The organism is Spiroplasma endosymbiont of Cantharis rufa, from assembly GCF_964019665.1.
Classification (GTDB): domain Bacteria; phylum Bacillota_I; class Bacilli_A; order Mycoplasmatales; family Mycoplasmataceae; genus Spiroplasma_A.
This window is the reverse complement of the sequence record NZ_OZ026459.1, coordinates 826760-853029: the sequence shown is the minus strand read 5'-3', so window position 1 is coordinate 853029 and position 26270 is coordinate 826760. Positions and strand designations below refer to the sequence as shown.

The following is a 26270-nucleotide window of genomic DNA, read 5'->3' as shown; positions in this document are numbered from 1 at the left end:
TATATTTTATGTAAAAAATATAAATTATTTAAATTATAAAATTGCCTTTAAATGAATAAAATTTATTTGGGAGGTAATAATGAATAAAAAGATTAAAAAAACAAAACTTAAAAGTTTTCTTACTAATCTACGAAGTGGTTTAGAACAATTTGGACGAGCTATATTAGTACCAGTAACAGTCATTCCACTTTTAGCTTTAATAGGTTCAATTGGTTATGCAGGTCAAGCAATTGCAACTGAAGTGGGAACTTATAGTGGTGGTACAAAAATTGCTTTAGATGCTATTAAAAATATTGGTATGATAGCAATCACAAATATTGACTTTTTAGTGGCTATTGGTTTAGCTGCAGGGCTTGCAAAATCTGAAAAGGTTTCTGCAGCTTTATCAGGTATTATGGCATATGCAGCAATGCATTTTGCTGCAAATTTAATGCTTCAAGTTGTTTATCCAGAAATGTTAAAAAATGCAAAAGAGTATGGTTTGATTACAAGATTTGGAGTAGTTTCATTTCAATATAGTGCTTTTGGGGGAATGGTTGCTGGATTGATTGGTTATTATATTCATAAGTATACTTATAAATTAAAATTTCCAACATTTCTATCATTTTTTGGTGGACCAAGATTTTCACCAGTAGCGTCAACTTTAGTAGCATGATTTATTGGAATGCCAATAGGAGTTACATGAATATATATTAATCAAGGTTTAAAATCAATTGGTGAATCTTGACAACATATGGGAGCATTGGCCCCGCTATTATATGGAATGGCAAATCGAGCTTTAATTCCCTTTGGCTTACACCAAGTAATTAATTATTTCTTATATTATACTTCAGTTGGTGCAACTTGAATAAATGGTGAAGGTGTTGCTATTGAAGGAATTTATAATATTGCTATTGCAAAATTAGGGGAAGGTGTCTTTATTACTGCAAAAGATACTTGAATTGTTAATGGAACATTTCCAACTAATATCTTTAGTTTGGGGGGAGCTTCATTGGCAATGTATATGTGTATTGCAAAAGAGAATAGAAAAGTTGCAGGAGGAGCAATTATTTCAGCTATGCTAGCTTCAGCATTAGCTGGAACTACTGAACCAATTGAATTTACATTTTTATTTACAGCTCCTGTATTATATGTATTACATGTAATTTTTACAGGAATAACTTATATGAGTATGTACTTATGTGGCTTTGCACAAGTTTCTACAAGGGGTAGTGGTATTATTACATGACTGGCAGTGGATGCAACAAACTTTAAAAATATTCAAAATGTTTGAGGGTTATTTATAGTAGGACCAATTGCTGGTGCTGTTTATTTTGGATCATTTTATGTATTAATAAAAAAATTTAACTACAATACACCAGGAAGAGATGGTCAAATAGCTGTAATGGGTGAAAAAGATAATTCTAAAATACAAGAAAATATTTTAGAACAAAAAGAAGAAAAAGTAAAATCTAAAAGTAATAAAAAAGAAGAATATGATGAAGAGTTTATCTTAAATATTGTCAATGGCTGTGGGGGAAAAGAAAATATTAAAATAATGGCAAATTGTATTACAAGACTAAGAGTGACATTAATTGATAAAGAAAAATTTAATTTAGATATAATTAATAAAACAAAGCCTTATGGTATTAAGGATTTAGGAGAGCAAAAACAAATTATTTATGGACCCAGAGTTACTAATATTGCAACTAAGGTTAGAGAATATATAGGAGTTGAAGACTAAATGCCTTTTATAAAAATTACAAATAATTTATATCTAGGAGATCAATTTTCAAATAAACTTAAAACAGCACATAAGGAATTAAAAATAAGTAATATTTATTATGATATGTTAAAACAAAAGTATGCAAATAAGCAAAATACTATTTATAATGATTATTTTGTAAAAATAGATGACAAGTTAGCTTTGAATATATTAGACTCACATGACCCGTCTGATTTTAATGATTATAAGTTTGCCTTAGCAATAAAGTTTATAAGCGAAAATATTGAAAACAATTTAATTTATACACACTGTCAACTTGGTGTTAGTAGAAGCGCTTCAACTATATTTATATATTTAGTAGTTAGCAATATTTTAAACTTTAGTAGTTTTGAAGAAGCTATAAACGAATATTTAACAAAAATATATCCTTATATGAAAGTTAATTACGGAGTTTATAACTATCTAAAAAATAATTTTCCATATACCAATGTTAAAATTCTTTCTAAAAAGACATGAGGTGATTTACTTGAATATTAGTTATATTGATTTTGATTGAAATAAGGTAATTGCATATGATGATAATTTTAATGAAATTTTTAGAGAGAGTTGCTTAATTCTAAGAGATTTAAGAAATTATGAAGTTCTTTTTATTGGAGATGAGGCAATAAAAAATTTAAAAAAAGATGGAAATTTTATTGCAATAAATTTTACAGAAAACTCAAAAATTGTATCAGAAGAAAACTTTATATTGTTTATTAGTTATTTTAAAAATAAATATAAACTAATTGATTTTCCAATAATAATTGATAGATATAAAAAATCAAATTTCTTTGAAACAAATAATTTAAAATTTATTGAGTTATCACAGTTTTATTCAAGTAGAGGAAATGAATTTGGTTTTATTGATCTGAGAAATTCAGATTTAAATATATACAATAAGGAATTAAATGAAATTTTTAAATATAATTTAGGCAAAATAAAAATATTAAACTTACTAAATAGATATTTTTATTTAAATTTCAATTCAACTTTAAATACAAAAAAAACAAAAGATTTATTAAAAAAAATATGTAAAGGTGAAAAAGTTACTAGTGTTTCTTGTAGAAATTTTAGTACAGGTCAAGATAATGATATTTTAATTGTAAACATAAAAGACCTAACAAAAGAATTAGAAAAACAGTTAAGTGCAATTTTAAAAGATGTATTTAATTTTCAAAGTTATAGTATGAATTTGGATGCAAAGGAGGTATTAAATTATGTTAATTAGTTTAATTATATTTCTTAGTATTTCTATTATTTTATTTATGTGTTCATTTATAATTTTATTTATAAATAAACATAAAAAAAATTCTAATTTTAAATTAGAAAGTAATAATAAGTCTTTTATTAAGTTTATGCCAATAGCCTTATTTTGTTCAGGTTTACTTGTTTTATTTGTGGGGCTATCTACCTATATATAGATTATAATTAGATACTTTTAAAACAAATTCATAAATTTGCGAATATGTTTTTTTATTAGAGTATATTGTTCTTTGGTATTGGTGACTAAGTGCATAGTATTAAGTTTGAATAGGTCTAGTATTTCGTCTTTAAAACTTTGTTGAGTTTTATTTACAGGTATTTTATTGGTATTTAATAGTAGTTGTTTCATAAAATATTTATTTATTGATTATAAAGGAAGAAAAAAAGTGCTTATTAGTGCTTAGGACATAATTATTTATGCTCATAAAAATATTTTATTATTATAAAAATATTTTTACTTTGATATATAATTATTATATATAAATTAAAAAAGGAGTAGAATTATGAAAAAATTATTATCAATTTTATCTACAATAGCATTTACAGCTTCAACATCATCAGCTGTTGTAAGTTGTAATTCAATTTCAGGAAGTACAAAAAACATTGATAAACTTATCAAAAAGAAGGATTTAGGTAAAATTAACAATGTAAGTGAAAATCTTTTAAAAAAAGCACTTAAAGAAAATAATCCAAAAGTGGATGTTGATAAATTAGCACTAAAAGATGTTGATTTATTTAATGGAAATGCAGTATTTGTTGCCAAAAATAAAGCAACTGATTATTCTGGAGAAGCTCGTGTTAAATTTGATTTTGGTAATAGAAAAGCAGATTCTCAATATTTATGAGAAGCTATTACAAATACTTGATTGGGAACAATTGACAAAAATGATGAAAAAACAATCAAAGAAGAGTTAAAAGGACTTAATCCTTTACTTAATACAGACCAATTAGAAGTTAAAAATATTAATTCATGAGGGGCTACAATTGAAGCAAATAGTGATTCAACTCTTTATAAAGGTCAATCAACAGTTTCTTATAGTGTAATTAATGATGCATCTTCTTCAAAAAAAGCACTTTCTTCTGTAGTAAAAAACAGCTGATTAGGTGATATTAGTGTTGGTGCAAACAAAGAAGAAACTGAAAGAAATATATTAACTGCTTTAGAGCAAAAAAATAGTGGAATTAAAACTAGTGAGTTAGAAGTTAGATCAATAAGTGATTGAGGAGCACAAGTAGGTGCTAAAGAAAACTCAGAAGTATATCAAGATGAATGCTACATTAGTTTTACTTTAAAAGGAAATTCAGCAGGTCAAGGAGCAGGAGCAACTTCACTTTATAATGAAGTTAAAACAACTTGATTGGGTAATATTTCAGATACAAAAGAAGCAACCATTATGGAAGCTGTTAAAAGAAACAATCCAAATTTAGATACTAGTAAATTAACTTTAAAAGGTACTAATCAATATAACTCAATTTTAGTTCCTAATGAAGCTGGTAAAGAAGTATATAAAGATGAAGTATGACTTTCATATGGTATTTCAGAAAATGCTAAACCATTTGAAAAAGAAGAATTAAGTAAAGTTATTGAAAATAAAAGCTTTGATATAAATTCAGCTATTAAATTAGCAGAAGGTGAAGAAATAAAAGACTTAAAAGTAAAAGAATTAGTTTACAATTCAAATAGAAGTTTAGATTCAAATCAAATTGAAATCTCTGATATAACAGAAATTTCAAGTGATAATAATGAATATCAAAAATTCTCAGCAAAAGTAAATGCCAAAGAAAATTCATATAGTTATAAAGGTTCTGCTGAGATTAATTTCTATACTTCAAAAACTGTTATAGAGGCCAAAGAATTAAGCAATGTTATTGAAAACAATCAGTTGGGTGAACTTAATGAAAATACAGAAGCTACAATTTTAAGTACTTTAGTAGAAAAAAACCCAAACTTAGACTTAGGAAGTATTGAAGTTAAAAATATAACACAAACAAGTGCAACTATTAATTCTATTAGTGAAAGCATAATTTATAAAGGTTCTGCTGAAGTTAACTTTACAGTTAAACAAGAAGAAGTTGTACCTGAAAATAAAAAAGATTTAGCAGAAGACTTAAAACAAACTGATTTAGGAGAAATTAAGGACGCAAATACTTCAACAATTTTGGATGCAGTTTATGGTAAAAATAAAAATGTAATAAAAGATGAAATTGAAGTTAAAAACATTACTACAAATGGAGCAAAAATTAAAGCAAAAGCAAAATCTGATTTTTATAAAGAAGAGTCTGAAGTTTTAATTACTTATAGTTTAAAAGCTAATGGTGAAAAACCAAAACCATCTAATGACGCTTTATTAGTAGGATACTGATATGAGTGAGGTGGAGCAGAACAACACAGTAATCCAGTTGATCTATTAAATAGTAATGAATTATTAAATTCTGCATATAATGTAATTGATATTTCATTCTTATATACATGAGAACCATATGCAATGCCTACTTTTGAACCATTTAGCCCACAAAGCAAAAATAGAATTAAAGAAGGAATTAAATCTTTACAAAATGCTGGTAAAAAAGTAATTCTATCAATGGGTGGAGCTACTGGTGGAGAAATGAGATTTAGACAAAATCAAACTGACCAATTAACTGCTACATTTATTAAGTACATGGATGAATATGGATTTGATGGAATTGATATTGATTGAGAAGGTGGAACACTTGGGCATAGAGAAAGTCAACAAACTACAATCTCAGCTTTAAAAGAAGCTAAAAAAATTCAAAATTCAAAAGGTAAAGAATTTATGATAACAATGGCTCCAGAATTACCATACCTAAAATATAATACAGAAGCTGGTAGTCAAGGAAGTTATATTCCTTTCTTAAAAGGACTTGATGGTATCTATGATTTTATTAATCCTCAATACTATAATGGATGAGCATTTGGACCATTTATTGATCAAGAAGAAAAAGACTATTTAGGAATTAATAAATCTTATATTTCAAATGATGATAGTGAGTATAGAGGAGAATTCTACTACTTAGTAACAAAATATTTAACAACAAAATATAGTTCTCAAAATGATTTCTATGAAAAAATTCCAACAAATAAATTTGTTTTAGGAGCTGCAACTAATGAAGCTGCAGGTAGAGGTGCAGCAACAAGAGAATCAATTTATAAAGCATATGTTTTATTAGAAAATGACAATATTCACATTCGTGGATTAATGACATGAGCTATTAATTTTGATGCTGTTGCAAATTGAATGTTTGAAGCTTGATTCAAAGAAACTTGAGGAAATAAATAGTTTATAGTTAAATTTAAGTAAATCAAAGAACTTATACAATCCATATGTATAAGTTTTTTTATTTCAATTCTCAATATTGTTTAATACTAAAGTCATACTATTTAGTCTGAAATAATTCCATTATTTCATCTTTTAAAAAATGTTTAATTTTATTTGCAACTAATTTATTGGCATTTTACAAATAAAATTTTTAGCTCAAATCCGTTGATATTCTTTAAATTTTTATCTTGTATGTTTAATACTATAAACTAACTTAAAAACCTGTGTTTTAACAGACAATTTTATTAAAACTAATTTCTAATTAATCTTAATTATTCTTATTTCAAGGTATCTAGCAGTAGTACTTTCATAAAATCTCCATTTATTTATTCAAAGGAGAATAAAGTTACTTGTTAATATTTAACTATATAATCACTTATTACTCATATTGAAAAGAAAATTATTGAGTAAAATAATATAAAGCTTAATAAATTTTTTTTGAAATTTTAGTGTAAAAAGGTGAAAAATATAACTAAGTATAAAATCAATAATATATAAAATAAAGCAAAAAATGAATATCTACCTAAAAAAATAGTTTTCCATATACTAATGTTAAAATTATTTTTAAAAGAACATAAGATGATTTGCTTAAATATTATTTATAATGATTTAGGTGAAATAAGGAAATTGCATATGATAATAATTCTAATGAAATTTTTAGAGAGAGTTGCTTAATTATAAAAGATTTGAGAAATTATGAAGTTCTTTTTATTGGTGATCAAACAATAAAAAATTTAAAAAGGGATGAACTTTTATTGCAATAAATTTTTCAGAAAATTTAAAAATTGTATTAGAAAAAAATTTTATAAATTTAGATATAGCAATATTAAATTTTTATGATAAATAAAAAAATAATTTTATCTTATAATCTTATAGTATAGTTATATAGTAAATTATAACAAGTAAATAAATAATTACTAATTATAATTTTGGAAGGAAAAGAGTATGTTTATAGGAATAATGATTGCATTGTTAGCTTTATGCTTTGTATTTTTAATTTTAGGTTTATTTATTGCAAAAAAAGGTGAAGTTTGAGGAATAATGATGGCTACAATTGGTTTTCCAATTATTGGAACTGCATGAGCTTTTTGTTTATATGAAAATAAAAAAAATATGGAAATAGAAATAAAATGTAAAAATTTAAATGTAAAAATTGATTTCTTATTATTGGAATTAAATAACATTGATTAAATAATAAATTTTTATTAATTACTTAAATCAGTTATTAAAAAAATATTATAAATTTGTGAATTGAATATTATCCTCTATGTCTAGAGTTAGAATAAAAAAATTCTAATACATTCTATATTTGAGGATTTTTTTTATATTGTAAATATTAAAAATTGTTTAAACATTAAAAATGTTCTGAAAAGTATGGTGAATTAAAAAATTATTACACCTTGAAATAACACATTTAAAAATAACTATTTTATTAAAAATAACCTATAAATAAATTTTTTAAAGTCATCAATAGATGTGGAGCAAATTAATATTTTTTTTAATAATTAATAATATTTAATTTAAATAAAGTATTAGTAATTATTCTATTTTAAAGTTTATGGAATTAATAACAATACAAAATTTCTCTTTTAAAAACTATAAAAAACTAAAATAATATATTTAATTAAATTATTAAAGTACTTTAAGTTTTTTATTTAAAAGAGTATTTTCCACTAGTAAATATATAATAAAAATATTGTTTTATCAAATAAGGGATGTTGGGTGGGTTATGAAAGAAAAGGAAAATGCAATTAATATATGAAAAAATTATTAAACTTTTTTGGAATTTTTTCACTGTCAACAGTTAACTTATTTCAAAACTCTTGAGTGGAAAATGCAAATGAAAATATTAAATTATCAAATAATATAAGTCCAATACCTAGAAGTAGTTCTTGTGATTGTTCTGATGTAATAACAAGTTATAACGAATTTATAGCTTATAGTAACTTGTATTTAACATCTCGAGTTAATCAATTGATGTTAGATCAATGAACTCTAAATTTTTTATATAATGCATTCGAGTCTAATTCAAAATTAGACTATATTGATGTAGAAAATTTTTTGTCTAATTCAATTCTAAATTTTTCGTATAGCAAAAATGAGAAGGCAAAGGAATTAATATCTAAAGCTATAATAAGTCATGGTTTTAAATATGCTAATTATCAAGTGGGAGGAGTTTTTATAAAAGTAGAGGAAATAAAAGATAATTCACCTGGAGAGGATTGAAGAATCAATAATTTGCAAGTGGGAATTTTTGATTCTACAAAAAGACAACCTTTAGAGCAAGAAATATATTCAGATATAAAATTTAGTAAAGCATTCAATTTATCTAAGCCCTTTGAGAGAAAGACAATTGAGAGTGGAGGTTTAATGAGCTATCATTCCATCCCAAGATTTGCATCAAATGTGGAATTGCTTAAAGAAAAATTTAATTTTATTTCTTTTCCAGATGCAAAAATGGAGGGGATTCTAATTGATGAGTACAATAAAATTTATGAAAGATATAATTATTCAAGAATTTTTAATGGTTCAGATCCTACTCAATTATTAAAAACATATGATATAAAAGGGAATGGAGAAAATGAAGATGAGTATTATTTAAATACGGACCTATATGAAACATTTAGTTATGATAAGTTATTTCCTTCAGTATTTTTGATTAATCAAACTGATTTTAAATTAATTTTTAAAAAAAATTCTGAGTTTAAATATAAGTATGATATTTGATTAGAGAATAAACATCATTTTGAAAACAATTATTCTTTTTTTGAAGATACATCAATGACATTTAACTTTAAATTAAATGATAAAATTGCTTTTTTTAATACTATAGATTACTTTGAAGTCGAAAATTTATACAATAAAAAAATATTAGAGAAGGAAAGAAATTTTTCAACTGAAAGAATATTTCCTCCAATTGGAGGAACTCCCTTTTTAACAAGAATTATTTATGATGATTTCCAAAATGGATATTGGGGAGTTGAAATTTATTTAAATCGAGAAGCGCTTAATTCATTGGCAAATATGATTTGTATTGGAAAAGATAATAATGAACCTTTTATAAATACGGTAAGAGAATTATTAATGTTAGCATCACCTGAGTACTTTGAGTACACTATTGAAGAACAAAATTTAATAGTAACTCAAATTGATGCTGCAATTAGAAATAGATATAATAACCATCCAAACTACTTATCACTTTTTTTTAATGAATTTTATTATAATGAAGAAGCAACATTTGGAGTTTGAATTCAAGCAAAAAATTTTGAAAATGAAAATCCTAATGATATCGATTATGATATTGATATTTGAAATTCACCACCCCATGATTAAATAGCAACTTTTAAAAAACATTTATTTTTTAAATTAATGTAAATAAAATAAGATTAGATATTAAAAAAGCAGATTATAAATCTGCTTTTTTAATGAATTATTTTGATAGTTGATATAAAGTTTTGAATAAACCTTCTATAGATATAAGTTTTTCAAAGTTTCCAGTTTCAACAATTCCTTTATCTTGTTCTAATACATAAATTTCATCAAAGTTTTTAATTGTACTTAATCGATGAGCAATTGAAATTGTTGTTCTTCCTTCCATTAGTTTTTCTAACTCTTTTTGAATCTCAGATTCAACAATATTATCAAGTGCACTTGTAGCTTCATCTAAAATTAATATTTCAGGATTTTTTAAAATAAGTCTTGCAATTACAAGTCTTTGTTTTTGACCACCACTTAATTGTGCACCACGTTCAGATAGAATTGTTTCATATTGATTTGGTCATTGCATAATTAATTCATGCATTTTTGCCTTTTTACAAGCTTCAATAATTTCTTCATTAGTTTTATTTTCTAATCCATAGGCAACATTTTCAAAGATAGTACCACTTAAAATTTGTGGCTCTTGATCGACATAACCAATCTTATCTAACCAGGATTTCAAATTTAAATCCTTTAATTTAATTTTATTATTTATTAGAATTTCTCCTTGTTGAGGATCATAGAAGCGCAATAATAATTTTGCTATTGTAGATTTCCCACTTCCTGTTGGTCCAACAAAGGCATATTTTTTACCTTTGACTAATGTAACATTTAAATCTTTAATAACATGCTTATCAGTGTCAGGATACATAAAATCAATATTTTTTAGTTCAATAGAATTAATTTTTTCATTAATTTCTTTTTCATTAAATTTTTCAATAGTAATTTCACTTTTTAGAATTTCACTAACATTGTTAGCTGAAATTCTGGCATGGGGAACAGCTGAAATTACTTGTCTTAATTGCATAATTGGAATTGTCATAACAATTACACCTGTTGTAAAAGCAGTAATAATACTGATTAAAGATTGAGTATTATTATAGAATAGAAATACTCCAAAGATAATAGAGGCCATTGAGAAACTACCAATCCCTCCAATTATTAATGCAGAAGGCACTTCTGAAGCAAAGAATTTTTTCTTTTCTTTTTTTGATACTCTTTCAATCATTTCATTAAAATGATTTTTCTCATGTTTAAATGTTCCCATAGATTTTATTAATCTAATACTGTAAATTTTTTCACTAATATCATTGTCTAAATTTTGTGTAATTTTGCTAATTTTTTTAGTAGCTCTATTTGATATTAAAATAGTGATAAAGATTATTATCATAAATGCTAATAATAATCCAAAGACACAAAGTGCTAATTTTCAACTAATATTGAACATTAGAATAGCTGAAAATAGGATTGTAACTGTTGAAAGTAAATAAATAATTGGAGCTTCTTTAATAAAAGAAGAAACAATTGAACTGTCCTTAACAATAGTTGAAATCAATTGACCAGCTTTATTAGAATTAAAATAATTCAAATCTTGATCGACTATTTTATTAATTAATTTGCCTTTTAATTGATTTTCATAAGCTTGAGCAATATAGCCACTTACAATAAAGTTTAAGTAAGAAAGTATAACAACAAAAATAACATCGACAATCATTGAATAGGCAAGAGTGAATAATCTAAAATCTCCTCCTAAAATCTTAATATAAAGTTTATTACCATCATAATAAACAAAATCATAAAAAAACTTTTGAATAATTTGTTCATAAACATTAGAACCTAGTGATATTGCACTAAGTATTTGCTCTAATTCTTCTTGTGTAATTTGAAGTCCAATTTCTTGAACTATTTCATAGATATCTGTTGTATTAATTGATTGCATAGAATCAAGAACACTTTTTGATACTAATAAAGCTGTAATAAGTTCAATTGCTTTAATATTTCATATAAATAATAAAGCAATTGAAATTGTTAAAGTTAGCATTAAAAAAGTTAAAAACTTTTTATTTTTCATAGCTTGAAATAAGTGAGAATAGAGTTCAACTTTTTTTCTTTTTTTAATAACCATTTTTCAATTCCTTTCTTTTTTTCTTTATAATATTTAATAGTTATAAAATAATTTATTTCAAATAAACTTACTTGTTTCATTTGAAATAAGATAATCTTATAACATTATTAGTGGGGTGTCAATGAAAAAACAATATAATTTAGATAATTTAAGTACACTTGTTAAAGGTAATTTAGTTATCATTATAATAAGTAAAAGAATCAGTAAAGATATGATGAAAAAGTATCCAGATCTGTATTCATTAGCATATCTACATTTAATGTTTATTAAAAATGTTGAAGGAATTAGTCAAGTAGAATTAGCAGATTTAACTAATACAAATACTTCAACTATCCACAGAAACATCAAATCATTAACTGATAATAACTATATTGTCAAAAGAATTTCTACAAGAGCAAATGAAAATGAAATTTACTTAACTCAAAAAGGTGAACAAGTAGTAAAAGATATAATTGATTGAGTTAATGAATATGAAAAAGAAATGGGCTTTAATGAAGAAAACACAAGAGAATTAACGATGATGTTTAAAAAAATAATCAATAAGTATTCTAATTTTTAATATCAGGAATTATTAAAAAAATTTAAATAACGGTTATTAAAAAGCTATATGAGAATAGGCAAAATAATAGATCTTTTAATAGTATGCTATCTTTTTATCATCTTTAAATTCACAACAAATAACACTTTTATATTTTAATTTTATACAATAAGTTATAAAATAATTATGTAATTAAATAAACTATAATATTTTTTTAGTTTATGAAATTATAAAATAGGTATTAATAATGAAAGGGTAAGATTATGAAAAAAATATTAGGATTATTAGGGGTAAGTTACTTGGCAATTGCAGCTAGTTCTAACGTGGTTTCTTGTTTTGATACTACACCAAAAATTAAACATACATTTGTTGATGAATTTGAAATCTTTGAACTTGGAGATATTTCAGGAGAAGAAGATGTACCAACATTGCAAATAATATATGATGCTATATTGAAAGCTCATGAACATATTAGCGACTGAAAATCAGTAGTTGATTTTGAATGAATTGAATTTGCAGATACACCAACTAAAGAATCTTGTAAACTTAAAGTTATTGACAAATGGGCTGTTCCTTTTTATACAGGGGAAGTAACATTTACATATAAATATCAAAAGATTGAGTTAAATCCTTCATAAGTTCATTTAAATATTAGTAATAAAAAAATAAAAATTCTAAATAAATTTCCTTATGATTAATATACATGCAAATTATAGTTTTGAATTTCATAATCCAGAAAATATTAAAGTTGTCTAAAATATTTATCAATTGATAAAAATTATCCTATTGCTCAAATAGATGATTTCAAAAACTCATTGGCATTAGGATATGTTAATTTGACAGGTTTATCAATTAATTTAGGAGATAACTATACTCAAGAATTACCTGATTTTAAAATAGCAGTTAATTATTTAATTGACAATCAACAATCTAATGAAAAGATTTTAGAAAATATGGCCAAATTTTCTGTAAATAGTTTAAAAGTTTGACATGAAACATTTGGAGTGGATTATAATCAGGAATATTTGAGTATAATTCTGCTCAAGATTTCTTAATGGTTATCAGAACTTAAAATTTAACTAGTAAGTTTATAGAAAAAAATAAAACAACAGTTGGAATTTGATACAATAATAACTCTACAGAAAGGATAAAAATATGAAAAAATTATTAAGTTTATTAGGGACAATTAGTTTATTTATAACTTCATCCTCAAGTGTTGTATCTTGCATTGATACAAAACCAACAATTAAACATACATTAAAAGATGAATTTAAAACCTTTGATTTAGGAATAATTTCAGGTACAAGTGAAATTCCAGATATTAAATTAATATATGAGGAAATTAAAAAATCTCAAAGAGAAATAGACGAGAATTGAAAATGAGCAATTGAAAGTGAATATATTATATTTACAAAAGAACCTACAATTGAATCATGTACTATTAGAGTTATGGAGGGATATGATTATCCAACTTTAACAGGTGAAGCTACATTTAAATATAATTATAAAAAAATTGAACAAAAGGAAATAAGTGAAATTTCAAATTTTCAAAGTGAAAAAAATAAATGAAGACTTGTGATTCATTAGGAATTAGCAAATTTTCTAATTTAGTTAATAATTGAAAATGAATACAAGAAATAACTACATCTTCACAATTAGCATATAGAGATTTAATTAATTATAGTACATCTCCTGATGTAAAAGGATTATGTGAGTATATTGCTTTAAATTTGCTAATTAATTATTTGCAAGTATTTGGAAAACACAATTTATATTCTTCATCGGATATAAAAAAACATTTTTATAAATTAAATTATAATGGAGAAATTCATAATTCATGAGGAAGTGGAAATAAAGAAGCTATTCCATATTTAATGTATAAGAAAACATTAGATAAATATGGAGGTAGATGACATGATATTAGAGAGGGAAAAAGTATTAGAAAAATTATGAAAACATGACTAGGTGATTATTCAGAAAATTTAATTGATGATTATTCAGTTAGTTGATCACACACTTCAAATCCGGAAGATTGAATTAAAAATTATAAACAACCTGTACTATTTTCATATTTTATGAATGGAGAAGCACATTCAGTTGTTATTTATGGTTATAGCAGCACTACAAATGAATATGTAGTTAATTATGGCTGACCAGATTATGATTATAGTAGACAAATTGTTAAAAAATCAAAACTTTGATATTATTTTAGTAAAGGATTTTGATATGGTCTAAGAGATAAATAAGATTAAATAATTTCTTTGTCCAAAATAGTCAGTCAAGAAAATAGATAACTTTAAAAAGACTAAGCAGTTAATAGAAAGGTTGTCAATTTTTTTTGGTCAAATAATAGATCTTTTAAGAGTATTCTATCTTTTTATATCTTTAAATTCACAACAAATAACACTTTTATATTTGAATTTTATACAATAAGTTATAAAATAATTATGTAATTAAATAAGTTTTTAGTTTATTGAATTACAAATTAGGTATTAATAATGAAAGGGTAAGATTATGAAAAAAATACTAGGATTATTAGGGGCAAGTTGCTTGTCAATTACAGCTAGTTCTAACGTTGTTTCTTGTTTTGATACTACACCAAAAATTGATTATACATTTGCTGATCAATTTGAAATCTTTGAACTTGGAGATATTTCAGGAGAAGAAGATCTACCAACATTGGAAACAATATATGATGCTGTAAACGAAGTTCATTCGCATCTTGATCTATGAAAATTAGTAGTTGATTTTGAAAGAATTGAATTTGCAGATACACCAACTAAAGAATCTTGTAAACTTAAAGTTATTGATAAATGGGCTGCTCCTTTTTATACAGGGGAAGTAACATTTACATATAAATATCAAAAGATATTAGAACCTGAAATCTCTTATGATTTGCTTTTTGAGCAAAGAAAAATTAAAAAAAGAACGGGTTCTTTAGATGAAATAAGTAAATTTTCAAATTTAGTCTCTAATTGAAAATGAATAGCAAATTTAGAATCAGCATCTCAATTAGCTTATACTGATTTGAAAAGTTATGGAGCAAGTAATGGTCAAGGATTATGCGAATATATATCTTTAAATATGTTAATAAATTATTCTCAAATATTTGGTAAGCATAATTTATATTCTACTTATGATAAAAATAAATATTTTTATCAGTTAAACTCTAAAGATGTAAAGCATAATGAATTTGATAGTGGTAATAAAAAAGCTATTCCTTATTTAATGTATGATAAAATTCGCTCAGATGATGGTGGAAGATGAACTGATATTCGTGAAGGTAAGAGTATGAGAAAAATTATGAAGAAATGACTAGGTGATTATTCAAATAATTTAATTGATGATTATTCAGTTAGTTGATCGCATACTTCAAAACCTGAAACTTGAATAAAAAAATATAATAGACCAGTATTGCTTTCATTTTTTGCTAAAGGTGAGGCACATTCAATTGTAATATATGGGTTTAATAGTTCAACTAAAGAATATGCAGTTAATTATGGTTGGCCTAATAGGGGTAATGGGTTGCAAATAATTAAAAAATCTGAAATATGATCATATTTCAGTATGGGATTTTGATATGGTCTAAGAGATAAATAAGATTAAATAATTTATTTGTCCAAAATAGTCAGTCAAGAAAATAGATAACTTTAAAAAGACTAAGCAGTTAATAGAAAGGTTGTCATTTTTTATAATAAAATAATAGATTTTTAAATAGTATTTTATCTTTTTATCATCTTTAAACTCCAAATAAATAACACTTTTATATTTGAATTTTATACAATAAGTTATAAAATAATTATGTAATTAAATGAATTTTTAGTTTATGGAATTATAAATAAGCCAATTGCAGCTAGTTCTAGCGTAGTTTCTTGCTTTGATACTACACCAAAAATTAAGCAAACATTCGCTGATGAATTTGAGGTTTTTGATCTTGGCAATATTTCAGGAGAAGAAGATCTACCAACATTGGAAACAATATATGATGCTATATTCAAAGCTCATGAATATATTACTGACTGAAAATTAACAGTTGATTTTGAATGAATTGTCTTTGCAGATACACTAACTAAAGAATCTTGTAAACTTAAAGCTATTGATAAATGGGCTGCTCCTTTTTATACAGGAGAAGTAACTTTTACATATAAATATCAAAAGATTGAGTTAAATCCTTCATAAGTTCAAAAAAATATTAATGATAATTTATTTTGACAATTAGTAACTAATAAACTAGAGATAATTGCAGATACATTTTTTATTGTTAAGGAATTATTTAATCATTCTATATATTTAATGTCAACGTTTAATTTAAATATAATTCTACTACTGAATTTCTAAAAAGATAATATAAAGATATTTTTTTCAAAAATTATGAAATAGTTTTTGATTCATTAAAGAATTTTAAAACTAGATTGAAAGAATTTATTCTTATAAAGAACAATTAGAATAAACAATCTTTATTGAGACTAATAGTTTCAATAGTAAGGTTATGTAGTCTATCTTAAAATTATGTTTATAATAAAAAATACTTGCTTTTTTAGTAAAGTATAAAAAAATAAAAGGAGAAATTAAAATGAAAAAATTATTAAGTTTATTAGGCACACTAAGTTTAGTAGCTACAAGCAGTGCAACTGTAATAGGTTGTGGTAATAAAACAACAGATCCAAAAGTGCCTGATGATAATAACGAATTAATTCAGGAATTGAAGGTACAATCAAATGAAATTTTTAAAAAACATTTAGAAAATAATGTTTATAAAAATTTAATTGGTTTAGAACAAACAGAAGTTAACAACAAATTTTTAAATAAAAATAAAATTACTGAGTATAATGGTAAAACAGCTAAGGAACTTACTTCTGATGATTTGCAACAATTAGAAATAGATATAAAGAAAGTTTTGGATATTTCTGAATTGACAAAATCATTAAATGAATTAAAAACAATCAACAAATACAAAATTCTTTTAAGCGATGTTGATACTTTGGTTAAAAATGTAGATTTTGTTTGAGAAAAATTAATCATTAAAGCACATGAAGGTGAAAATTTATATTTGGGAAATGTAATCGTTGATTATAAAATTGAAATTCAATATAAAGGAACTACAGATATTGAGTTTTTTAATATTAGTGATAATTTTAAATATACTTCAACTGATAGTGACCTTTTAAAAAAAGCAAGTGATGAATTTTATAAAGGAATTACTAAAGATTATTTTTCTTCATCTGCAGAAGTTGACAAAAAACATACAAATTTAAAATGAAATGATATTAAAGGTTTAAAAGATGAATCTGATGGTTATGGAAATTATGAAAAAGAGTTTAAAGATTATTATCAAGATAATGGTGAGGGCGGTGGAAATGGTTTTAGAACATCAATGATTAATTTCATTAAAAGTAAATATTTTAGTGAAATTAGTAGTACATTACCGCTTCTTTTAAAAAAGATGTTATTTATAAATCATCTGAGATGAGCAAATACTCATTATTTAATAAAATAAATAATGTAAAAAGTTATAATGATGCAAATTCAATTAAGTATGATTATAAAACTGCTGAAGGTAGAATAATGCTAAATACTATTTTCAGAAATAATCCTAATAATTCAGATACGCAAAATTTATTATTAGCAAACTACTTTACAAGTAACAATTATAAAATTTGACAAGACCAGTTTACTGTTTCAAAGGAAAATTTCTTAAAAGAATTATCAATTGATAAAAATTCTCCTATTGCTCAAACAGATGATTTCAAAAAATCATTGGCACTAGGATATGTTAATTTGACTGGTTTATCAATTAATTTGGGAGATAATTATACTCAAGAATTACCTGATTTTAAAATTGCAGTTAATTATTTAATTGACAATCAGCAATCTGATGAAAAAGCTTTAGAAAATATGGTAAAATTTTCTGTAAATAGTTTACAAGCTTGGCATGAAGCAATTGGAGTGGAATATGATCAGGATTATCCAGAATATAATTCTGCTCAAGATTTTTTGATGGTTATCAGAGCTTCAAATTTAACTAGTAAATTTATAGAAAAAGACAAAACAACAAATTGAGGTAATGGAAACTCATTTAATTTTTATTTAAATTTTGGTTTAAGTGGTCGTTTTGGATTTACAGAAGAAAGATTAACTATGTTAAATCAAGCAAAACTTCCTGAAACTTCTATATATTCCTTAGGACTACAGCAAAAAAACCTTTCAAGTCCAACTAATGTATGAAATTATACAGACTTTGATTGATTTACAAATGAAAATGGAATTAGTTTAAAATGAAATAATAAAAATAGGAATATAAATAATAATATTATGCTTTTAGATTTAGGTTACATTAATTTTTATATTGATTTAGATCAAATCACATTAGGTTCAAAAACCTTAGGTCAAAAAGATTTTATTAAATTTATTTAATAAAATCTTCTATTTAATAAAAAAATATACCAGAAATTTGAATAATAAAATATAATTTCAAATATATTAAACTTTTAGATCTTCATATTCTTCTAAGGATTCTTTGCAATGAACTATATTATAGTCATAATATTTTTCATTTCTTAAATTTAATATTCTTTGTTCAATTTCATAGGGTGTAGACCTATTTGATAATTTGCCTCAGTTTTTATGTATAAATGCAGATATACCTTCATTTAATAATCTTTTAATATTTCCATTAATTTTTCTTCTTGTGCAGTTAAAAATTTGCTCTGCTCTCATTTTTGTTATTTCTCCAGAAATAATTTTTTTAATTTCATAATTGTTACCTCCAATACTTAATTGTAATTGGAGGATATCAATATTTATATAAATATTGAGACATTTCTATTTGTTATATATTGAGACATTATCATATGTTATTTACAAATTTTGCATGACCTTTTAGTTTTATTTATTGAACAGATTAAACTTATTTGCTAATATTAGTGAATAAGGGAGAAAATTAATATGATATTAACATCAGCTTCAAAATTACTAGCAAATGATATTCTTGGTTGAGTTGGTTTTGCAACAAGTTTCTCAATGCTATTGCCTCAAGTAATTAAGGTATGTGTTACTAAAAATACAAAAGCATTATCTCCAATTATGTTCTTTTTAACTTTTCTTAATGCTTGTATTTGAACTAGTTATGCATTTATTAAAGAACCAGTTGACTTACAAGTAGGGTGTGCTAATTTATCTGCAATGGCAGCCTCATTATTTATATTATGTTTTATAATTTCAAATAAAATAAAAGATAAGATGACTTTAAATCGACTCAAAAAAGATAAGAAGACAAATGAAAATTTGGATGAAATGTCTGTAGTTGAAATAAAAAAGGAAAATGAATTACTAAGTGAAGAGATAATTAATATGCAAGAGAAAATTGAAGAACTTCAAGATAATGTTGAAGTTCTAGAAGAACAAGTGGAAGCCCTTGAAGATCAAGTTGAATAATCAGAAAAAAAATGTAATTATTACACATTAAGATTACATTTTTTTTTTTTTTTTAATAAAAGATGTATTTTTTTATTTATATAAAAATATTTTTATATTCTAACCCATAAAATTAAAGACCTTAAAGTAAATTATAATAATAATAACTTGAAATGTGTGTGGGGTGCTTTCAAAAAAAGTATGGAGGAATAAAAAATGAAAAAATTATTAGGATTATTAGGAGCAGCTGGTTTAGTTGCTACAACAAGTGCAACAGTTGTTGCTTGTGGTGGAGAAAAAGTAGTGGATAAGTCTCTAGAAATTTCAAAACTTGAACCAACAACTATAAAAATTAATGTTGGTAAAAAAACTGATAAAGCAGTTGTTAAATCAGTATCTGATGCAAAAGATAAGTCAATTTTATCAGTATCTGCTGGTGAAGTTGCAGATAATGGTGATGTAGTAATTACTGTTACACCATCTGAATTACCAACTGAAAAAGATCTTAAAGAAGTTTTAACAGTTACATATGGTGTTGAAAAAGATGGAAAACAAGAAGTTTTAACAACAACAAAAATTAACGTTACTGTTAAAAAAGGGGAAGCTACAACTCCTGAATTAGTAAATATTGCAACTCATGTAACAGTTAAAACATTAACAATTGAGGAAGTTAAAACTGCTGATGCTTACTTAGTAGATGTTAAAGCAAAAAATGCTAACTTAAATGTTGCAGAAGTAAGTGCTACATTAACAAAAGCTCCTGTAGCAGCTGTTGAAGAAGGAGAAGATCCAGTAGCTAATCCAGCTAAAGAGGCAGTAAATGGTAAATTAACAATTACAGTTAAAGAAGGTTCAACAGTTTATGAACAAGGGTCAATTGAGATTGCTTTAAACTGATAATCAATTTAAAATTAATACTTAGATTTTTATAAAAAGATTCTTTAAATGAATCTTTTTTTTATGTTTAATTTGGATTTTATAAATTAAACATAAAAAAGTAGCAAAGTTAATAATGTATAGTAGTTAAATATAAAATTATTTTTAACTACTTGCAATTTTAAGATACTAATTAGTTATAATAGTACTAGACTTGAGTGAGAACAAGGTACTTTTATTATAAAAATAATAAAAGGAGAAAGAATGAAAAAATTATTAGGATTATTAGGAGCAGCTGGTTTAGTTGCTACAACTAGTGCAACAGTTGTTGCATGTGGTAACGAAGACGGTGGAGAGAAAATTGAAGACTTAGAATTTTCAAAACTGGAATCTAAAAAAATAACAATAAATTTAGGGAAAAAAACTGATAAAGCAGTTGTTAAATCAGTATCAAATGTAAAGGAATCAATTTTAACAGTTACTTTTGGTGAAGTTAGTGATAATGGTGATGTAGTAGTTACCATAACACCAACTAAATTACCAAAAGATAAAGATGTTAAAGAAACTATAACAATTACATATGGTGTTGAAGTTGAAGGAAAACAAGATGTTTTATCAACAAAAAAAATTAATGTTACTGTTAAAAAAGATACTTCATCAGTGGTTAAAGAAGTTTTAACAAATGAAGTTCAAGGCATTTTAGATGCAACAGTAAAAGAAAAAGAATTTAGTACTAAACAAGAAGCTGTTAATGCTATAAAAACTGCTAAATTAGCAGAGGGTTTACAATTTGATGGTGAACCTACGACTAAGGGTGAAACAGGTGATGTAACTGTTAATGTTGTTGTCAAAGCAAAAGATGGGTATAAAATTAAAGATGGAGAAGAAACTAAATTCTCTGTTATTGCAAAAGTAACTGGAGTTGTAAAAGAGGTTTCAACAAGTGGTGTTCAAAGTGCATTAGAAGCAACTACAAGTGGAAAAGATTTTAAAAGTAAACAAGAAGCTATTGATGCTGTAAAAACAGCTAAATTAGCAGATGGATTACAATTTGATGGTGAACCTACAAGTGAAGGTGAAACTGGAAATGTGACTATTAATGTTATTGTAAAAGCAAAAGAAGGTTATGTTATTAAATCTGGAGAAGAAACTAAATTCTCTGTTATTGCAAAAGTTAAAATACCTTTAAAAGAAGTTTCAACTAGTGGTGTAAAAGCTGCATTGGAAGCAACTACAAGTGGAAAAGATTTTAAAAGTAAGCAAGAAGCTATTGATGCTGTAAAAACTGCTAAATTAGCAGAGGGATTACAATTTGATGGTGAACCTACAAGTGAAGGTGAACCTGAAAGTGTGACTATTAATGTTGTTGTGAAAGCAAAAGAAGGTTATGTTATTAAATCTGGAGAAGAAACTAAATTCTCTGTTATTGCAAAAGTTAAAATACCTTTAAAAGAAGTTTCAACTAGTGGTGTAAAAGCTGCATTGGAAGCAACTACAAGTGGAAAAGATTTTAAAAGTAAACAAGAGGCTATTGATGCTGTAAAAACAGCTAAATTAGCAGAGGGATTAAAATTTGATGGTGAACCTACAAGTGAAGGTGAACCTGAAAGTGTGACTATTAATGTTGTTGTAAAAGCAACAGAAGGTTATGTTATTAAATCTGGAGAAGAAACTAAATTCTCTGTTATTGCAAAAGTTAAATTACCTTTAAAAGAAGTTTCAACTAGTGGTGTAAAAGCTGCATTGGAAGCAACTACAAGTGGAAAAGATTTTAAAAGTAAACAAGAAGCTATTGATGCTGTAAAAACAGCTAAATTAGCAGAGGGCTTACAATTTGATGGTGAACCTACAAGCGAAGGCGAAACTGAAGATATAACTATTAAAGTTATTGTGAAAGCAAAAGATGGTTATGTTATTAAATCTGGAGAAGAAAATACTTTTTCAGTTATTGTTAAAATTAAATCAGCTTAGTTATACTAAATAAATATAAAAAAAAGATTCATTTAAGAATCTTTTTCTTTTATTTAAAAATGACATCTTTATTAATTCAAAATTCATATGCTGGAATTTCAAATTCTTTGTCATTTACTTTATAAATTGTGTTATTTGCTTTCTTACTTTTTCTTAAATGAATAGCTAAGTTATCTTTAATTTTAGTAAAATTTGGATCAATATCTTTTGTTATACCAAGAGATATAATTCTTTGAATTTCTTTTCTTGCATTGTAAAAAACACTTTGAGCTTTTTTAATATTTTCATCACTTAGTCTAAATAACTTAAAGTTTAAAACCTGGTTATTTGTCTTATCAATCATTATTACAATATAGGTTTTTAAAATTATATCTTGATAAAATGTACTTTCTTCAAATTCATCATTTAAAATTTCAAAAGGGTCTAATTCATAATTGGTTGAGATTTGTTCTTGAAGGTTACTATTATCAGTCAATTTATGAATTAGTTTATAATTAGTTACTTTAATAAAGTCATACATTGCTCTATTATGTTCTTTTAAATAATTTTCAAAAGCCATTTGGTGTCATTGATTTGCTTTTGATTGTGTATATTTAGATATATCTGTACCAATAATACTTGTTAAATACTCTTCAATTTGTTCATTTTTAAAATCTGCAATATCATTAATTTCTTTTTCTTCAAATATTTCATTTAAATAATCAATTTTTCTAATTTTTTTTGAAATAATTTCCTTTAAGAAATTAATATTAAATGAGTAGTTTCTAAATCTTACTAAAACATTTGAATATGGTTGTTTCTTTAAATCAATTCGATTTTGACTTTTTGTTGAAGCTGACAAAATATTTGTAAATCCTTCATTTAAATCTTCAGCTTTACCTTTTTTAACTTTTTCTTGAATTGCTAATCAGTCATTAACAATTAAAAAAAATTCTTTTTGTCGACTAATATCAATAATAAAAGCATCTTTAATTTGATAATCTAAAAAATCTTTTTCATAATCATGAATATAGGTCATAATTAGCAATAATTGATTCTTATTAATAAATCTACTTGTTTTAAATGTTTCATTAACGATTTCATCGTAATAAATGTCATTTAATACCATTCTTTCTTTTACAATTAATTCCCCATATTTATTATATTTTAATGCTACTGGTTTTAATTCTAATTGTAGATCTTCAAAGGTATATTCCATTTTACTCATTAAACCAATATCAAAAACAGCTTGTTGAATAACATGTTTTACTTTTTCTTTATTATCAAAGTATCTTATTCTATCTAATTTATTGCCAGCTAATTCTCTTAGTGTTTTGCCAATAGCTTTTTGTGCTACTTCAAAGACTTCTAATAAGTCTTGTTTATATTGTTTATCATCCATGATATTAAAGTTCCTCTTTACTACTTGATTATAAAGTAATTTTTTACTTAATGGTCTATCAATAAGCAATATTTAGCTTTAATTTTCTATTTAGATTCAAGAGAATATAGAAACTTATGCTTTAAAATAATTATTTTAAAGCACTAGAAAATGTAAAGAAAAAGTGAATTTTTAAAAATAAATTAATAATTGACTGAGAATAATTAATTTGTTAATAAAGGTATTTTTAATAAAGTTTTAGTTTGTATCTTTCTTTCAAATATAATATTAATATTGAATTGAGGGTAAAAAATGCAAGTCAAAATAAAAGAATTTGGTCCAATTAGTAATTTATCTTTTATATCTGAAAAGAATTCAATGGTGATAATAACAGGAGATAATGCCACTGGAAAAACAACTTTATTAAAAATATTGAAAGTATATAATCAAACAATAGAGATTACATCTGACATAAATTTAGATAATCAAAAAATGGATTTTATTGAAGCTATTATCAAAAGAATTAATGGCTTAAATAGAGAAATAGAGAGACTTTTAAATATTCAAATAGAAGATTTAAAAAGTGACAATAATTATGAAATTAGTAAATTTGAAGAAATTATAAATTATTTAGGAGGAATAATAAGTAACTATCTTAAAGTCATATTTAAAAATCCTATTGGAGCTCTTTTTAATGTTTTGCAAAACTTATCTAATATTCCTGAAAGAATAGAAAAAATTAAAGAAGAGTTTGATAAAATTGAAAATCTAGTTAATTTTTATATTGTAAATTATGATAATAGAGAAAATTTACTTAATAGATTTGCTAAAATAATTTATAAAAAATTAATAGAGTTAAATTTTAAGGACTTTATTAAAAATGATGAATTTGAAATAGTTATTAAAGATGATAAAAATTCTCTTTATCATAATAAAGAGAATGTAGACTTTAGTATTTCATATTTTAATATAATTACTGGAAGAGTAAAATATATATCAAATTTGAATGAAATAACAAATGGAATAGATATGATTGATAATAATATTAGACTAAGTTTTGTAGATAGCGAACTGGAAGGGTTTTTATTTGAGTTTGAGGAAAATAAAGGTAATTATTTTCCAAAAGAAAATAAATTTATAGGAAGACATAGTCTTTCATTTAATAAAAATGGTTATGAATGATTAGCTGATGAAGATTCAAATGCAAAAAATAATGAAGAAGAAAGAAATAGAATACTAAAATTAATTAAGAACTTATTGCTTAAGATGGACCCAAAATTAGATCTTAATAAACTTAAAACAAAGAATAATATTTTTAATAAAGATAATGACTATAGTTTATCTAATGGATTAAAAACTGTTTTAGGCTTATATTTTTTCATTGAAAATGCAAGGGATTTAGTACTTAATGCGATGTTCTTTGATGAGATTGAAGTTTCATTAAATTCCTTTTCACAAATTGATTTAATTAATATTATTATTCAATTACAAAAAAAATTTTTCTCAGAAGTATTTATAACAACTCATAGCCCTTATGTTGTTAGTGCCTTTAGAAAATTTGAGAAGCAAGAAGATAAAAATACTTATATATTTTTTGAACGCATTGATGGTAAGAATTTTGCATATGTTTCAAATAATTGTTTAGAGATTTTGACAAGATTTTCTTCTACTTATGATTATATGGAGGATTTAAAAAATGAATATTAAATTTCATAAAACCTTAGAGGTTTATAGATGCTCTTGAAAAGTAGTATCTAAGACAACAGAAGAGGAAAGTGTTTTGTCTAGTGAAAATCAAGAGGTAATAAATTTTGAGGAAGCTATGGAATTGGAAAAGAAATTTTTTAATCAAATTAAAAGATGTGATGCATTAAGTATTTATAATAAAAAGACAATTGCTCTTATAGAATTCAAAATGCTTAAAAATTTTTTAAATTTTGATAAGGAATTTAAACTTAAAAAGGCCAAAGAAATATCCGAGCAATTAATCAAATCTTGAGAGTCATTAAATTATCTTTCATGAGCAAATCATTTTGGCTCAGTAATATTCATATGTGCAATTTCTTCGGACTGAGATGAAAACCATTCAAAAAATAGGCAAAAATTGGAAGAGTTTAAAGAAATGATTAATATTAATTTAGAAGAAGAGAAATTGAAAAATAAGATTGAAATTTATACAAGTAATACATTTAGGTATAAAAAATTCTCATTAAAATTTGAGCTTTAAATTAATAATAAAGCAAAAAGATATGAGCAATGCTTTTAAAAATTAGAAGTTAATATATAAAAACATTTAATAAAGAGTCTAAAATATAAAATTTAAATCATATTAATTATTAACATTGAGTTTATTGTAATAAAAATTATAATAAGTATATCTTATC

General features: G+C 24.2%; 23 protein-coding genes and 1 pseudogene. 20 read left to right on the top strand and 4 right to left on the bottom strand.

The window, feature by feature from the left end; genetic code table 4:
• Positions 1-79 precede the first annotated feature (79 nt).
• The 6 genes from AACL15_RS03695 to AACL15_RS03670 all read left to right on the top strand — a co-directional run bounded on the left by AACL15_RS03695 (position 80) and on the right by AACL15_RS03670 (position 9678).
• Positions 80-1723 carry a PTS transporter subunit EIIC gene (locus tag AACL15_RS03695; RefSeq protein WP_339033563.1) on the top strand — a complete coding sequence of 548 codons (1644 nt, stop codon included), beginning with the start codon at positions 80-82 and terminating at the stop codon, positions 1721-1723.
• Positions 1724-2242, top strand: a complete 519-nt coding sequence (locus tag AACL15_RS03690) for a dual specificity protein phosphatase family protein (RefSeq protein ID WP_339033561.1) — start codon at positions 1724-1726, stop codon at positions 2240-2242.
• Entirely contained in the window at positions 2232-2972 is a 741-nt protein-coding gene (locus AACL15_RS03685; protein WP_339033560.1) for a hypothetical protein, read from the top strand. Before AACL15_RS03690 ends, AACL15_RS03685 begins: the two co-directional genes overlap by 11 nt.
• A gap of 538 nt (positions 2973-3510) precedes the next feature.
• Positions 3511-6306, top strand: a complete 2796-nt coding sequence (locus AACL15_RS03680; protein WP_339033558.1) for a glycosyl hydrolase family 18 protein — start codon at positions 3511-3513, stop codon at positions 6304-6306.
• 984 nt (positions 6307-7290) lie between these two features.
• Positions 7291-7536: a hypothetical protein gene (locus AACL15_RS03675; RefSeq protein ID WP_339033556.1), complete on the top strand. Its 246-nt coding sequence runs from the start codon at positions 7291-7293 to the stop codon at positions 7534-7536.
• A 567-nt stretch (positions 7537-8103) separates the two neighbouring features.
• A complete protein-coding gene (locus AACL15_RS03670; protein WP_339033554.1) occupies positions 8104-9678 on the top strand; it encodes a hypothetical protein in 1575 nt (524 codons plus the stop codon).
• 97 nt (positions 9679-9775) lie between these two features.
• Here the strand turns inward: AACL15_RS03670 and AACL15_RS03665 are convergent, their stop codons facing one another.
• Entirely contained in the window at positions 9776-11728 is a 1953-nt protein-coding gene (locus AACL15_RS03665; RefSeq protein WP_339033552.1) for an ABC transporter ATP-binding protein, read from the bottom strand.
• A gap of 121 nt (positions 11729-11849) precedes the next feature.
• On the opposite strand from AACL15_RS03665, the gene AACL15_RS03660 reads away from it, so the two are divergent.
• The 6 genes from AACL15_RS03660 (at position 11850) to AACL15_RS03635 (ending at position 15866) form a co-directional block, all read left to right on the top strand.
• The gene (locus AACL15_RS03660; RefSeq protein ID WP_339033550.1) at positions 11850-12287 is read left to right on the top strand and encodes a MarR family winged helix-turn-helix transcriptional regulator; all 438 of its coding nucleotides are present in this window, start codon (positions 11850-11852) and stop codon (positions 12285-12287) included.
• A gap of 242 nt (positions 12288-12529) precedes the next feature.
• Positions 12530-12904, top strand: a complete 375-nt coding sequence (locus AACL15_RS03655) for a hypothetical protein (RefSeq protein WP_339033548.1) — start codon at positions 12530-12532, stop codon at positions 12902-12904.
• A gap of 198 nt (positions 12905-13102) precedes the next feature.
• Positions 13103-13321, top strand: a complete 219-nt coding sequence (locus tag AACL15_RS03650; RefSeq protein WP_339033546.1) for a hypothetical protein — start codon at positions 13103-13105, stop codon at positions 13319-13321.
• Between the two features lie 100 nt (positions 13322-13421).
• Complete coding sequence (locus tag AACL15_RS03645; protein WP_339033544.1) at positions 13422-13853, top strand: lipoprotein; 432 nt, start codon at positions 13422-13424, stop codon at positions 13851-13853.
• On the top strand, positions 13832-14512 hold the full coding sequence (locus AACL15_RS03640; protein WP_339033542.1) for a putative cysteine peptidase: 681 nt from the start codon (positions 13832-13834) through the stop codon (positions 14510-14512). Before AACL15_RS03645 ends, AACL15_RS03640 begins: the two co-directional genes overlap by 22 nt.
• Positions 14513-14780: 268 nt before the next feature.
• Complete coding sequence (locus AACL15_RS03635; RefSeq protein WP_339033540.1) at positions 14781-15866, top strand: putative cysteine peptidase; 1086 nt, start codon at positions 14781-14783, stop codon at positions 15864-15866.
• Between the two features lie 224 nt (positions 15867-16090).
• Here AACL15_RS03635 and AACL15_RS03630 read toward each other — a convergent pair whose 3' ends face one another.
• Complete coding sequence (locus AACL15_RS03630) at positions 16091-16264, bottom strand: hypothetical protein (protein WP_339033538.1); 174 nt, start codon at positions 16262-16264, stop codon at positions 16091-16093.
• Between AACL15_RS03630 and AACL15_RS03625 the strand changes: the two genes are divergently transcribed.
• The 3 genes from AACL15_RS03625 to AACL15_RS03615 all read left to right on the top strand — a co-directional run bounded on the left by AACL15_RS03625 (position 16236) and on the right by AACL15_RS03615 (position 18680).
• Positions 16236-16445 carry a hypothetical protein gene (locus AACL15_RS03625; protein ID WP_339033536.1) on the top strand — a complete coding sequence of 70 codons (210 nt, stop codon included), beginning with the start codon at positions 16236-16238 and terminating at the stop codon, positions 16443-16445. The two genes, AACL15_RS03630 and AACL15_RS03625, sit on opposite strands and share 29 nt — an antisense overlap.
• A gap of 394 nt (positions 16446-16839) precedes the next feature.
• Complete coding sequence (locus tag AACL15_RS03620) at positions 16840-17763, top strand: lipoprotein (protein ID WP_339033534.1); 924 nt, start codon at positions 16840-16842, stop codon at positions 17761-17763.
• Positions 17733-18680 carry a hypothetical protein gene (locus AACL15_RS03615; RefSeq protein ID WP_339033532.1) on the top strand — a complete coding sequence of 316 codons (948 nt, stop codon included), beginning with the start codon at positions 17733-17735 and terminating at the stop codon, positions 18678-18680. Before AACL15_RS03620 ends, AACL15_RS03615 begins: the two co-directional genes overlap by 31 nt.
• Positions 18681-18749: 69 nt before the next feature.
• Here the strand turns inward: AACL15_RS03615 and AACL15_RS03610 are convergent.
• A pseudogene (locus AACL15_RS03610) lies at positions 18750-19064 on the bottom strand (hypothetical protein); the annotation flags it as partial.
• Positions 19065-19211: 147 nt separating this feature from the next.
• Between AACL15_RS03610 and AACL15_RS03605 the strand changes: the two are divergent.
• The 3 genes from AACL15_RS03605 to AACL15_RS03595 all read left to right on the top strand — a co-directional run bounded on the left by AACL15_RS03605 (position 19212) and on the right by AACL15_RS03595 (position 22526).
• A complete protein-coding gene (locus AACL15_RS03605) occupies positions 19212-19700 on the top strand; it encodes a PQ-loop repeat-containing protein (RefSeq protein ID WP_339033528.1) in 489 nt (162 codons plus the stop codon).
• A 195-nt stretch (positions 19701-19895) separates the two neighbouring features.
• Entirely contained in the window at positions 19896-20579 is a 684-nt protein-coding gene (locus AACL15_RS03600; protein ID WP_339033526.1) for a lipoprotein, read from the top strand.
• Between the two features lie 240 nt (positions 20580-20819).
• On the top strand, positions 20820-22526 hold the full coding sequence (locus AACL15_RS03595) for a lipoprotein (RefSeq protein WP_339033524.1): 1707 nt from the start codon (positions 20820-20822) through the stop codon (positions 22524-22526).
• Positions 22527-22575: 49 nt separating this feature from the next.
• Here AACL15_RS03595 and AACL15_RS03590 read toward each other — a convergent pair whose 3' ends face one another.
• A complete protein-coding gene (locus tag AACL15_RS03590) occupies positions 22576-23907 on the bottom strand; it encodes a MutH/Sau3AI family endonuclease (protein ID WP_339033522.1) in 1332 nt (443 codons plus the stop codon).
• A gap of 291 nt (positions 23908-24198) precedes the next feature.
• Between AACL15_RS03590 and AACL15_RS03585 the strand changes: the two genes are divergently transcribed.
• Both AACL15_RS03585 and AACL15_RS03580 read left to right on the top strand, forming a co-directional pair.
• The gene (locus tag AACL15_RS03585) at positions 24199-25593 is read left to right on the top strand and encodes an AAA family ATPase (protein WP_339033520.1); all 1395 of its coding nucleotides are present in this window, start codon (positions 24199-24201) and stop codon (positions 25591-25593) included.
• A complete protein-coding gene (locus AACL15_RS03580; protein WP_339033518.1) occupies positions 25583-26113 on the top strand; it encodes a hypothetical protein in 531 nt (176 codons plus the stop codon). Before AACL15_RS03585 ends, AACL15_RS03580 begins: the two co-directional genes overlap by 11 nt.
• Positions 26114-26270 lie beyond the last annotated feature (157 nt).